The organism is Polynucleobacter sp. es-GGE-1 (genome assembly GCF_018882005.1).
In the GTDB taxonomy this organism is placed as follows: domain Bacteria; phylum Pseudomonadota; class Gammaproteobacteria; order Burkholderiales; family Burkholderiaceae; genus Polynucleobacter.
Genome location: NZ_JACVPE010000001.1, coordinates 142,482 through 155,119, shown reverse-complemented (window position 1 = coordinate 155,119; position 12,638 = coordinate 142,482). Strand labels below are relative to the sequence as shown.

At 45.8% G+C, this 12,638-nt stretch carries 11 protein-coding genes; all 11 read right to left on the bottom strand.

The features are described from left to right. Window positions 1-9: 9 nt before the first annotated feature. The gene (locus ICN35_RS00875; RefSeq protein WP_216123494.1) at window positions 10-810 is read right to left on the bottom strand and encodes an ABC transporter permease; all 801 of its coding nucleotides are present in this window, start codon (window positions 808-810) and stop codon (window positions 10-12) included. Next, window positions 807-1,559, bottom strand: coding sequence for an ABC transporter ATP-binding protein (locus tag ICN35_RS00870; protein WP_216123493.1), 753 nt, complete (start codon window positions 1,557-1,559; stop codon window positions 807-809). Before ICN35_RS00870 ends, ICN35_RS00875 begins: the two co-directional genes overlap by 4 nt. A gap of 4 nt (window positions 1,560-1,563) precedes the next feature. Next, the gene (locus tag ICN35_RS00865; RefSeq protein WP_216123492.1) at window positions 1,564-1,821 is read right to left on the bottom strand and encodes a lipid asymmetry maintenance protein MlaB; all 258 of its coding nucleotides are present in this window, start codon (window positions 1,819-1,821) and stop codon (window positions 1,564-1,566) included. Window positions 1,822-1,837: 16 nt separating this feature from the next. Continuing rightward, window positions 1,838-2,479 (bottom strand): phospholipid-binding protein MlaC, encoded by a 642-nt coding sequence (locus ICN35_RS00860; RefSeq protein WP_216123490.1) that lies wholly within the window; start codon window positions 2,477-2,479, stop codon window positions 1,838-1,840. Window positions 2,480-2,565: 86 nt separating this feature from the next. Further along, window positions 2,566-3,270 (bottom strand): VacJ family lipoprotein, encoded by a 705-nt coding sequence (locus tag ICN35_RS00855; protein WP_255535658.1) that lies wholly within the window; start codon window positions 3,268-3,270, stop codon window positions 2,566-2,568. A 53-nt stretch (window positions 3,271-3,323) separates the two neighbouring features. Beyond that, window positions 3,324-3,806 carry an outer membrane lipid asymmetry maintenance protein MlaD gene (gene mlaD / locus ICN35_RS00850; protein ID WP_215296128.1) on the bottom strand — a complete coding sequence of 161 codons (483 nt, stop codon included), beginning with the start codon at window positions 3,804-3,806 and terminating at the stop codon, window positions 3,324-3,326. Window positions 3,807-3,827: 21 nt separating this feature from the next. Then, window positions 3,828-4,616: a lipid asymmetry maintenance ABC transporter permease subunit MlaE gene (gene mlaE / locus ICN35_RS00845; RefSeq protein ID WP_215319484.1), complete on the bottom strand. Its 789-nt coding sequence runs from the start codon at window positions 4,614-4,616 to the stop codon at window positions 3,828-3,830. Then, window positions 4,616-5,464 carry an ABC transporter ATP-binding protein gene (locus ICN35_RS00840; protein ID WP_216123486.1) on the bottom strand — a complete coding sequence of 283 codons (849 nt, stop codon included), beginning with the start codon at window positions 5,462-5,464 and terminating at the stop codon, window positions 4,616-4,618. Before ICN35_RS00840 ends, mlaE begins: the two co-directional genes overlap by 1 nt. A 10-nt stretch (window positions 5,465-5,474) precedes the next feature. Next, window positions 5,475-6,938, bottom strand: a complete 1,464-nt coding sequence (locus ICN35_RS00835) for a glutamate synthase subunit beta (protein WP_216123484.1) — start codon at window positions 6,936-6,938, stop codon at window positions 5,475-5,477. A gap of 54 nt (window positions 6,939-6,992) precedes the next feature. Beyond that, on the bottom strand, window positions 6,993-11,738 hold the full coding sequence (locus ICN35_RS00830) for a glutamate synthase-related protein (RefSeq protein WP_216123482.1): 4,746 nt from the start codon (window positions 11,736-11,738) through the stop codon (window positions 6,993-6,995). A gap of 183 nt (window positions 11,739-11,921) precedes the next feature. Then, the gene (locus tag ICN35_RS00825) at window positions 11,922-12,626 is read right to left on the bottom strand and encodes a transposase (protein ID WP_216123481.1); all 705 of its coding nucleotides are present in this window, start codon (window positions 12,624-12,626) and stop codon (window positions 11,922-11,924) included. Window positions 12,627-12,638: the final 12 nt, after the last annotated feature.

Genomic DNA, 12,638 nt, shown 5'->3' with positions numbered 1-12,638 from the left:
TGCAAATCATTAATGGCGCAGCTTATAACCCTTTTGCAATAAGCGCAAAGCAACGGCTGAAACTACCGCAAAGAAACACAGAACGATGGCTAAGCTACTCCATGGGGAAACATCAGAGACGCCAAAGAATCCAAAGCGAAAACCATCAATCATATAAAAGAATGGATTGAAATGGGATACAACCTGCCAAGCGGGAGGCAGAGAATGAATCGAATAGAAAACCCCCGATAACATTGTGGCAGGCATGATGATAAAGTTTTGAAAAGCAGCCAGTTGATCGTATTTATCTGCCCAAATACCTGCTATCAAGCCTAAGCTACCAAGAATGGCAGCACCTAGAAAGGCAAACGCCAAAATCCATAGCGGATGTTCTAAGGAGGGCAATCCAAACCAGAGCGTAATTAAAAATACACCTAAGCCAACAACAATTCCACGAAATACAGCGGCCAAAATATACGCTGCATAAAATTCAAAGTGACTCAAAGGGGCAAGCAATACAAATACCAAGTTGCCGGTAACCTTTGATTGAATCAGAGATGAAGAAGTATTTGCGAAGGCATTTTGCAATACGCTCATCATGACCAAACCTGGAATTAAGAAAGCGGTGTAATTCAAGCGTCCATAGACTTCCCTACCCTCTAATACATGGCCAAAAATCATGAGATAGAGAACTGCGGTTAAGACTGGCGCAGCCACTGTCTGAAAAGCCACCTTATAGAAACGCTTCACCTCTTTAAACAACAAAGTCGGAAAACCGCTGCCATATTCGAGGGCGGGTTTATTGAGAGCCTGATTTGGGGCCTTACTCAAAATGCACCTCCTGACATGATGTTGACAAATACATCTTCAAGATCAGTTTTACCTTCACCATCTTTTTTCACTGAGCCATAGCGGGTGAGTAAATTTGCAGTTGTATCTAAGGCAACAATCTTGCCCTGCTTGAGCATCGCAATACGCTGACACAAAGCCTCAGCTTCTTCCAAGTAATGGGTGGTTAATACAATCGTGTGACCATCCTGATTGAGTCTGCTAATAAATTGCCACAAAGATTGACGTAGCTCGACATCAACGCCAGCAGTAGGCTCATCCAAAATAATGACGGGTGGGCGATGGACTAAGGCTTGGGCAACCAATACGCGACGCTTCATACCACCAGACAAAGCGCGCATATTGCTATCAGCTTTTCCTGTGAGATCTAAATTTGCCATGATTTCATCGATCCAGGCATCGTTGTTGCGGATACCAAAATAGCCTGACTGAAAACGCAAAGTCTCGCGAACTGTAAAGAATGGGTCAAAGACTAATTCTTGTGGCACAACGCCGAGCATGCGACGCGCTTCACGAAATGAACTCTGAACATCTGCCCCCAAGATGGCCGCATGTCCTTTATCGGCCCTTACCAGACCTGCAAGAATCGAAATCAGCGTGGTCTTACCCGCACCATTGGGTCCGAGCAGTCCAAAAAACTCTCCAGGCTCAATTTCCAAAGAAACATCATCTAGCGCTTGAAGGGCGCCGTATTGCTTTGAAATATTTTGAATCGAGATCGCTGAATGCATGCTGCTACAAACCCAGCAATGCAGAGACACCATAGACATTGGCTAATACTTTGAGCTTTTCAGGAGGACGCTCAACTATTAAAGACTGTCCATCAGCTTGTAACTTTTTTTGCCATGCCAATAAGACTGTCAAAACCGTTGAATCAAAATCTGTCAGGGCTGAGCAATCAACTTTTGTCAACATTGCGCTATTTAATAAGCCCTCTTTTTGCAACTGCAGAGCATTTTCTTGTGTAACCGTCTGAGGCAAAAGAAAGGGCATAGTTTGGGGGCTTAAATTAATTCGCTGGCTTTGCAGTTGCGAGCTGCTTGTTACGATCTTGCAAGAATTTCACAAGACCTTCAACGCCATTTTGGCTAATCTGGTTTGTAAACTGATTACGATAGGCTTCCACCAACCAAACGCCCATGATGTTCATGTCGTAAACTTTCCAGCCCTTATCCGTTTTTTCTAAACGGTAATCTAAAGGTACTGGATCGCCACGACCAAGCACTACAGTTTTAACAACGACCTCTTTGTCATCTGGTGCAGCACGCAACGCTTTAAATTGCACAGTCTGATCGCGCAATTGACTGAGTGCGCCAGAGTAAGTACGGATCAACAGATTCTTAAATTCAGAAGTAAGTTGCACCTGTTGCTCAGGAGTCGCTTTTTTCCAGTTAGGGCCCATCGCCATTTCGGTAGTGCGGCGCATATCGGTATAGGGCACAATTTTCTTTTCGACCAAATCTATAATCTTCGGAATATTGCCTTTTTGAATTTCTGCATCAGCCTTGACTGAAGCCATGACATCGGTCACCACCATCTTGATTAAGGCATCTGGAGGGGTTGCCTGATCAGGCACTTGCGCAAAGAGGGGGCCAGAAATCAACAGCAATCCGATTGCTAAGCATCTGGAAAACATATTGCAACTTTTCATATATTCCAACTCGCTAGATTTAACTAAAACATTGAACTCATTGAGGGCTCATTTTAGCCCTTTACACCAACCCTTGAGCGCTGTGCTTACTGGTAAGGGTTTTCGTAAACCGGCATCTGAGGCTCTTCGTCATCACGCCCCTCATTAATCTGATATTGACGCCTTTGAATATAGGCATCTCGCATGAAGCTGTACTTATCAATAGCAGCTCCATCCAAAAGATCGCCCGCCTCATAATAGGTATTACGTGCATTTAATACACGCAAACCAGTGATGCTATTACGTAGACCCACATCTTTTACATACTTAAATAGGTAATCAGACTCTAGATCAGCGACTGTACCGAAGGTATCGCGTATGTTACTTGGACCAAAGAAAGGCAGAACAACATAAGGACCAGCAGGCACACCCCATACACCAAAGGTTTGACCCCAGTCTTCTTTATGCTTCTCAAGACCACCTGGAGTAGCTAAATCTATAAAGCCTCCAAAACCCATCGTTGTATTCACAGCGACACGCATGAAATCATTGAAAGCATAACCAGGCTTACCCTGTAATAAGTTATAGAAAATGTTATAGATATCGCCGTAGTTACTAAAGAAGTTATAGATACCGTCGCGAACAAACTCAGGCAATACAAAACGATAACCAGCAACCACCGGCTTTAACAAATAAGCATCTAGGCCTTCGTTAAATTCAAAGACAGAGCGATTGAAAGGCTCCCATGGATCATGGGGAGAAGGCTCAACTCCCGCAGGAATAGAAGCGCAGCCCACCAATGCAACAGCCATGCAAAGCAAGATGCATTGCCTAAGCTTGCTGATGAACCTGACTGCTGACAACATTATTTTGCTGTGCTCTTCTCTTGGCCGCTATCAGCAGCCTTGTTGTAGAGGAACTGACTAATCAGATTTTCTAAAACAATCGCTGATTGGGTTTGTGAAATCTTTTCACCATTAGTTAACATATCATCTGACCCGCCAGCTTCTAGCCCAATGTACTGCTCACCCAATAGACCTGAAGTCAAAATCTTTGCCGATGAATCTTTGGGAAACTTATAAGAATCTTCTATCGTCATCACAACAGTTGCTTGATAGGTTTTATCATCGAATGAAATATTGGCGATGCGCCCCACTACGACACCAGCACTCTTGACAGGCGCACGTGGTTTGAGTCCACCGATATTGTCAAAGCGCGCAGAAATTTTATATGTCGGCGCAAATGAAACAGCATTCATATTGCCAACTTTTAATGCAAGAAATAACGCTGCCAGCAAACCAATGGCAACAAAAATTCCTACCCAGATATCAATTGCACTTTTTCTCATAAGAACCCTAGTTTATTCTTTCTAATTTGAGAACATCATTGCGGTGAGCAAGAAATCCAACGCTAAAACCGACAAAGAAGAAATCACCACGGTACGTGTGGTTGCCTGTGAAACACCTTCAGGCGTTGGTTTTGCCTCATAGCCTTGATACAGGGCTATGAAAGTCACTGCCACACCGAATACCAAGCTTTTAATTAAGCCATTTCCAATATCGGAAAAGAGATCCACCCCACCCTGCATTTGTGACCAAAACGCCCCCGAATCGACCCCAATTAAAGGAACGCCAACAAAATAACCGCCCATCACGCCCACAGCCGTAAAAATCGTTGCCAAGATCGGCATAGAAATAATGCCAGCCCACAGACGCGGGGCAATCACACGGCCCAATGGGTCTACCGCCATCATCTCCATGGCACTTAACTGTTCACCCGCTTTCATTAGCCCAATTTCTGCAGTTAAAGAAGTGCCGGCACGCCCCGCAAACAATAAGGCCGTAATGACTGGGCCCAACTCACGCGTAAGGGACAAAGCAACCAATAAACCTAAAGCTTGTTCTGAGCCATAGCGGTTTAAGGTGTAGTAACCCTGGAGACCCAAAACAAACCCAACAAACAAACCGGAGACAGCAATAATCACAAATGAGTGATTGCCAACAAATAAAATTTGATCCACAACTAAGCGTGGTCTTTTCAATAAAAAACCTGAGCGCCAAATGACTGCAGCAAACATGCGCGTAGCTAGTCCAAGACTAATTAAGTTACGACGAATAAAAAATCCGAGGTCACCAAAAAGATTGAGGATTGCAGTCATCAAGCCCTCACTCCAAAATCTTCTTCCAAGCTTTGGCCCGGGTAATGAAATGGCACCGGACCATCAGGCGCGGCGTCTAAAAACTGTCTGACAAAAGGATCTGTGGAACGACTTAATTCCTCAGGTGTACCTTGTGCACCAATGCTGCCATTCGCAATGAAATATACATAATCTGCAATCTCAAAGGTTTCTTCAACATCGTGCGTGACCAATAGGCTCGTGGCCCCTAGGGCATTGTTCAGATCGCGAATGAGCCTGGCTGTAATGCCCAAAGAAATGGGATCCAAGCCTGCAAAGGGCTCGTCGTACATGATGAGTGGAGGATCTAATGCAATTGCTCTAGCCAGGGCTACTCGTCTTGCCATACCACCCGAAATTTGCGAGGGCATTAAATCGCGTGCGCCACGCAAACCGACTGCATTTAATTTCATGAGTACGAGTGAGCGCAAAAGCTCTTCACTTAAATCGGTATGTTCACGTAATGGAAACGCGACGTTTTCAAAAACACTCAGATCGGTAAACAAGGCGCCGAATTGAAAAAGCATTCCCATGCGACGACGGGCAGCCATTAATTCCTTGCTACTCATCTTGCCAATATCCTGACCTTCGAATAAGACCTGTCCAGATTGGGCGGTGAATTGACCACCAATTAAACGCAGAATCGTCGTCTTACCACAGCCAGATCCGCCCATTACGGCAACTACCTGGCCACGACGGAACTCCATATTAAGCCCTGACAAAATTTGTCGCTCGCCAGGGGCATAGGAAAAGTTGACGTCTTTAATAGAGACGACAACTTCACCTAGAGATTTTTTGACATCCAATGAGCTTGGCCGAGGACTATTCATATCCCCAATATTATCGGGGTAAAACAGATGACCCCATTAAGTACTGGTCTACTGCTTGGGCGCATTGGCGACCTTCACGAATTGCCCAAACTACTAAGGATTGACCGCGGCGCATATCCCCCGCAGCAAAAACCTTGGAAACGTTAGTTTGATAGGCATTTTGACCATCTACCGTGGCTTTAGCATTGCCACGAGCATCTTTGTCAACGCCAAATGCATTGAGCACCTGCTGAACTGGTGATACAAAGCCCATAGCTAAAAGCACCAAATCTGCCTTGATCTCAAATTCAGAATTGGGAACTTCGGTCATCTTGCCGTCTTTCCATTCCAAACGAACACCAATCAATTTTTCTACCTTACCGTTTTTACCTTCAAAACGTTTGGTTCCCACTGACCAATCGCGATCACAACCTTCTTCGTGCGAAGAGGAGGTACGCAACTTGGTTGGCCAATAAGGCCATACCAATGGCTTGTTCTCTTCTTCTGGTGGCTGAGGAAGCAGCTCAAACTGCGTGATCTTGGTCGCGCCATGACGGTTCGATGTCCCCACGCAATCAGAACCCGTATCACCGCCACCAATCACGACAACGTGTTTATCAGTTGCACGAATTTCGTTCTTAAAGTCGCCTGCATTTTCTTTGTTTTGGGGAATCAAGAAATCCAATGCATAGTGCACACCAGCCAATTCACGACCCGGTACTGGCAGATCACGTGGTTGCTCAGCGCCACCAGTAATGACCACTGCATCAAAATCTTTCATTAACTGCTCAGGCGAAACAGTCTTGGTAGAGTAATTTTTTACTTCTGCACCCATGGCTTCTTTACCAACAAAAACGCCTGTTTCAAATTTCACGCCTTCGGCTTGCATCTGCTCTACACGGCGATCAATCAGCCACTTCTCCATTTTGAAATCTGGAATACCGTAGCGCAGTAAACCACCAACACGATCGTTCTTCTCAAACACGGTCACGTCATGACCAACGCGCGCTAATTGTTGGGCGGCTGCCATACCTGCAGGACCACCACCAACAATCGCTACCTTCTTGCCAGTCTTCGTTTTAGAGGGCTGTGGCTTTACCCAGCCGCTTTCCCAGCCCTTATCAATAATGGCGTGCTCAATGGACTTAATGCCAACGGGTGCACGATTAATGCCTAATGTACAAGCAGCTTCGCAAGGTGCCGGACAAATACGACCCGTAAATTCTGGGAAGTTATTAGTAGACTGCAAAACATCTAAGGCATTCTTCCAATCGTTATGAAACACCAAGTCATTGAAGTCTGGAATGATGTTATTCACTGGGCAGCCGTTATTACAGAACGGAATACCACAGTCCATACAACGCGCGCCCTGAACTCTGGCTTCTTCGTCAGTTAACGCTACAACGAATTCTTTATAGTGGTGGAGGCGTTTAGTGGGCGCTTCGTATGTCTCATCGACGCGCTCAAACTCCATAAATCCAGTGACCTTACCCATATCTAATCCTTAGTATCTTTTCTTAATATCCGTCTATCTGTTTACTTAAGCTACTTAAGCAGCGACCGTTTTCTTCTGAGCCTTTTCCCACAACTCACCTAAAGCACGCTTGTACTCAGTGGGGAGAACCTTCATAAAACGACCGCGGGCATTTTCCCAATCAGCCAAGATTGCTTTAGCGCGCTCTGAACCGGTATAGCGGAAATGACGCTCAATAAAGCTCTTCAAGATTTGTTCGTCGGTTAAACGCTCGCCGCCATCTTTAACATCGACAGGAGCATGCCACTCAGACTTCGGCATCTTGGCGCTCTGTTCGGCAGAAGGCAGGACTTTTTCCAAAGTCGCCATGCTGGTATTGCAACGCTTATCGAATAAACCATCTTCGTCATAGACATAAGCAATACCGCCGCTCATACCAGCAGCAAAGTTACGACCAGTTGTACCCAACACGACTACGGTTCCACCAGTCATGTACTCGCAACCATGGTCACCAGTGCCTTCAACAACAGTAGTCGCGCCAGAGTTGCGAACTGCGAAACGTTCACCAGCAACGCCATTAAAGAATGCTTCACCAGCGATTGCACCGTACAGAACAGTGTTGCCAACAATGATGTTCTTCGCCGTATCGCCACGGAACTCATGTGGAGCACGAACAATGACGCGACCGCCGGATAAACCTTTACCCACGTAGTCATTTCCATCGCCAACTAAATCTAAAGTGATGCCGCGTGCCAAGAAGGCTGCGAAGCTTTGACCAGCAGTGCCATTTAATTGAATGTGGATAGTGTCATCAGGCAAACCTGCATGACCATAGCGCTGCGCTACTTCACCAGAGAGCATTGCGCCTACTGTGCGGTTCACGTTCTTGACTGGAACAATGAAAGAGACTTTCTCACCACGCTCTAAGGCAGGCTCACTCTTCTCAATCAAAATATTGTCAAGCGCACTTGCCAAACCATGATCTTGGGTGAGCACTTGATAACGTGGAACGTCTGCAGCCACTTGAGGTTCAGCAAAGATCCTGCTGAAGTCTAGGCCATGCACCTTCCAATTCTCAATGCCCTTACGGGTATCTAACAAATCAACTCGACCAATCAAGTCATCGAACTTACGAATACCCAATTGCGCCATGATCTCGCGCGCTTCTTCTGCGATAAAGAAGAAGAAGTTCACAACATGCTCAGGTTTACCAGAAAACTTCTTACGGAGTTCTGGGTCTTGAGTAGCAACACCTACTGGGCAGGTATTCAAATGACACTTACGCATCATGATGCAACCCTCAACTACCAATGGAGCTGTTGCAAAACCGAACTCATCCGCTCCCAATAAAGCGCCGATTACCACATCGCGACCCGTCTTCATTTGGCCGTCAGCCTGAACACGAATACGGCTACGCAAACCATTTAGAACCAAGGTTTGCTGAGTTTCAGCTAACCCAAGTTCCCATGGTGAACCAGCATGCTTGATTGAGGAGAGCGGTGAAGCGCCAGTACCGCCATCATGACCAGCAATCACAACGTGATCTGCTTTGGCCTTAGCAACGCCAGCAGCAACTGTACCAACACCTACTTCAGAAACCAACTTGACTGAAACGTCGGCTTTTGGATTGACGTTTTTCAAATCGTGAATCAACTGGGCGATATCTTCAATTGAATAAATGTCATGGTGTGGAGGAGGAGAAATCAAACCAACGCCCGGTACAGAGAAACGCAACTTACCAATGTAGTCAGATACTTTTCCGCCTGGTAATTGACCACCCTCACCTGGCTTTGCACCTTGCGCCATTTTGATCTGAATCTGATCAGCCGAACGGAGATACTCAGTAGTGACGCCAAAACGACCAGAAGCTACTTGTTTAATCTTAGAGCGTAATGAGTCGCCATCAAGCAATGGAATATTAGCTTCAACGACATCACTGCCTAAGATGCTAGAGAGGGTTTCGCCCTTCTTAATTGGGATACCTTTGAGTTCATTTACATAACGATTGGGATCTTCGCCACCTTCTCCCGTATTGGATTTACCGCCAATACGATTCATCGCAATCGCTAGAGTAGCGTGCGCTTCAGTAGAGATCGAACCCAAAGACATCGCACCTGTTGCAAAACGTTTAACGATTTCTTTTGCAGACTCAACTTCATCCAGTGGAATAGCTTTACTTGGATCAAGCTTGAACTCAAACAAACCACGCAAAGTCATCTGACGCTTAGTTTGGTCATTAATAATGTTGGCGTACTCTTTATAAGTCTGGTAGCCCTTCTCCGCACCAGTGCGAGTAGAGTGTTGCAACTTCGCAATCGTGTCAGGTGTCCACATATGGTCCTCACCACGAATACGGAATGCATATTCACCACCAGCATCTAACATATTGGTCAATACTGGATCATTACCAAATGCAGCACCGTGCATGCGCAAGGCTTCTTCAGCCACTTCAAATACGCCGATACCACCAACATTAGATGGAGTCCCTTCAAAGTACTGATCGATGATGTCGTGGTTTAGGCCGATTGCTTCGAAAATCTGTGAGCCGGTATAAGACATGTAGGTAGAGATGCCCATTTTGGACATGACTTTTTGCAAGCCCTTACCAACTGCTTTCACGAAATTCTTCACGGCTTTTTCAGCAGATAAATCTCCTGACAAGCCTTTAGCCATCTCAGCCAAAGTTTCCAGTGCGAGGTATGGATGAATAGCTTCCGCACCATAACCTGCCAAGAGCGCAAAGTGGTGGGTCTCGCGCGCACTGCCGGTCTCTACTACGAGACCAACGCTGGTACGCAAACCTTTTTGAACCAAGTGCTGGTGAATTGCTGAAGTCGCCAACAATGCAGGAATAGCAACGTGCCTCTCATCCACTTGACGATCACTGACGATCAAGATGTTGTAGCCAGAACGAACAGCGTCAGCAGCTTCCGCACACAAAGATGCTAAGCGCGCTTCGATACCGGCTTTACCCCATACTGCTGGATAGCAAATGTCTAACTCGTAAGAACGGAATTTACCATTGGTGTAGTGACCAATGTGACGAATCTTAGTGATGTCATCAAAATCCAAAATCGGCTGACTCACCTCTAAGCGCATTGGAGGATTGATATTGTTGGTATCTAACAAATTAGGCTTAGGCCCAATGAAAGAAACCAAAGACATCACCATGTTTTCGCGGATTGGATCAATCGGCGGATTGGTGACCTGCGCAAACAATTGTTTGAAGTAGCTATAGAGAGGCTTGTTCTTGTTTGAGAGAACAGCCAACGGACTGTCATTACCCATTGATCCGATTGCCTCTTCACCATTCATGGCCATTGGAGCCATCAGGTATTTGATATCTTCTTGGGTATAACCAAATGCTTGTTGGCGATCGAGTAATTTTGCTGCTGGACGAATGGTTGTCTTCTCATCAATTAGATCTGCCTTGCTGGCATCCACTTCATCCAACTTCACGCGCACTGCATCAATCCAGCTCTTATAGGGCTTGGCTTTAGAGACAGCATTCTTAAGTTCAATGTCATCAATGATGCGACCTTGTTCCATATCGATCATGAACATCTTGCCTGGTTGCAGACGCCATTTTTGAACAATCTTGCTTTCAGGAATTGCTAACACGCCAGCCTCAGAAGCCATGATGACCAAGTCATCATCCGTTACGTAATAACGTGCTGGGCGCAAACCATTGCGATCCAAAGTTGCACCAATTTGACGACCATCAGTAAATGCCATTGCAGCAGGGCCATCCCATGGCTCCATCATGGCTGCGTGGTATTCATAAAATGCGCGGCGGTTGTCATCCATCAAGGTATGTTGTTCCCATGCCTCAGGAATCATCATCATCATGGCTTGTGCCAATGGATAGCCAGACATTACCAATAACTCTAAGCAGTTATCAAAGCAGGCAGTATCCGACTGACCTGGATAAATGAGTGGCCAGAGTTTTTTTAAGTCATCACCGAGCACTGGGGAGCTGATTGCACCTTCACGTGCATTAACCCAATTCACGTTACCCTTAACTGTATTGATCTCACCATTGTGCGCAATCATGCGGTATGGGTGAGCCAACTCCCAAGCTGGGAAGGTGTTGGTAGAGAAGCGTTGATGTACTAGGGCTAAAGCAGATACAGTCCGCTGATCCTGTAAATCTTGATAGTACGCACCTACTTGATTTGCTAATAACAAACCTTTGTACACAATCGTCCGTGCAGACATCGATGCTACGAAATATTCTTTGCCATGCTTCAAATGCAAATCTTGAATAGCATGACTTGCTGTTTTACGAATCACATATAACTTGCGCTCCAGTGCATCCGTTGTCATGATGTCACGCCCGCGACCGATAAAAATTTGACGAATGAATGGCTCTGTCATTTGCACCGTTGGAGACATCGGCAACTTCACATCTACCGGCACATCTCTCCAGCCTAAAACAACCTGACCTTCTAAACGCACGGTGCGCTCTAACTCTTGTTCGCATGCTAAACGTGATGCATTTTCTTTTGGCAAGAAAATCATGCCAACACCATACTCACCGTATGGAGGCAATGCGACTCCTTGCTTGGCCATCTCCTCGCGATACAAAGTATCCGGGATCTGAATCAAAATTCCTGCACCGTCACCCATCAGTGGGTCAGCGCCAACTGCGCCACGGTGATCTAAGTTCTCCAAAATCTGGAGGCCCTGAGAAACAATCTCGTGTGATTTCTTACCCTTGATGTGGGCAACAAAACCTACGCCGCAAGCGTCATGCTCATTGCGTGGGTCATATAAACCTTGAGCAATAGGACGAAGAACTGAATTGAGTTGTGTGGTCATAGTATTTCCGAGGGCGACAAAGGCCTAATAACTTTTGGAGGATCAAATATAGGGGAATACCCATACCGATGCAATAGAAATAAAATGACTCTGTCCCATTTATTTTCAGGCGAAACCATAATCCGTTTTTTAATTAGGGACAGACTCGAGGTAAGCAGAACTTCAAATACTACTCAATAAACCCTATCCTTTTGTATTTAAAGGGTTTATTTTCTTTGGACGTCCTCGAGTTCGGATCTGAACCAACTCAGGAGCATCTTTGAATAGCTTTTTGGCATAAATATCGCTTATCCAAGGCTTTGAACGGACCAAAGATTCGGTGATTTGTTGGTCTTCCCAGTGAGGGGCGCCCTCTTTGACAAACTCGGCCCACTTCATTTGTCTCTCAAAGGGGGTATTGCCCAACTTCCAAAAATGCTGATGATCAACCAACCACGGTTCTGCATTTCCCCCAATATGAGTGGTAAAGCTAGTCCAGACTGAATCCTGAGGATTAGATTCATATCCAGCCCTTACTGGATTCAACTCAATATAGCGCTGGCAACGCAAAAAATAATTGGGGTCAATGAGAGATGAGCGATACCTCCCCTCCCAAATTGTTCCAGAGCGATGATGCTGTTGATTAAAGTACTGGGCATAGCGACGACCTAAAGACTGCATTGTCTTTGCCAATGAATCGTCATTTTGGGGGGTCATTAATAAATGCACATGATTTGGCATTAATGCAAACGCATGAACAGCGCAAGCAAACTGTTTTGCTGCTTGACGCAACCATTCCAAATAAATCCGTCGATCATCATCGCTAAAGAAAAGTGTTTCGCGATTATTGCCACGCACCATCACATGCATTGCTTGGCCAGGTATGACAGTGCGAGCTTGCCGAGCCATGGTGATGACGAA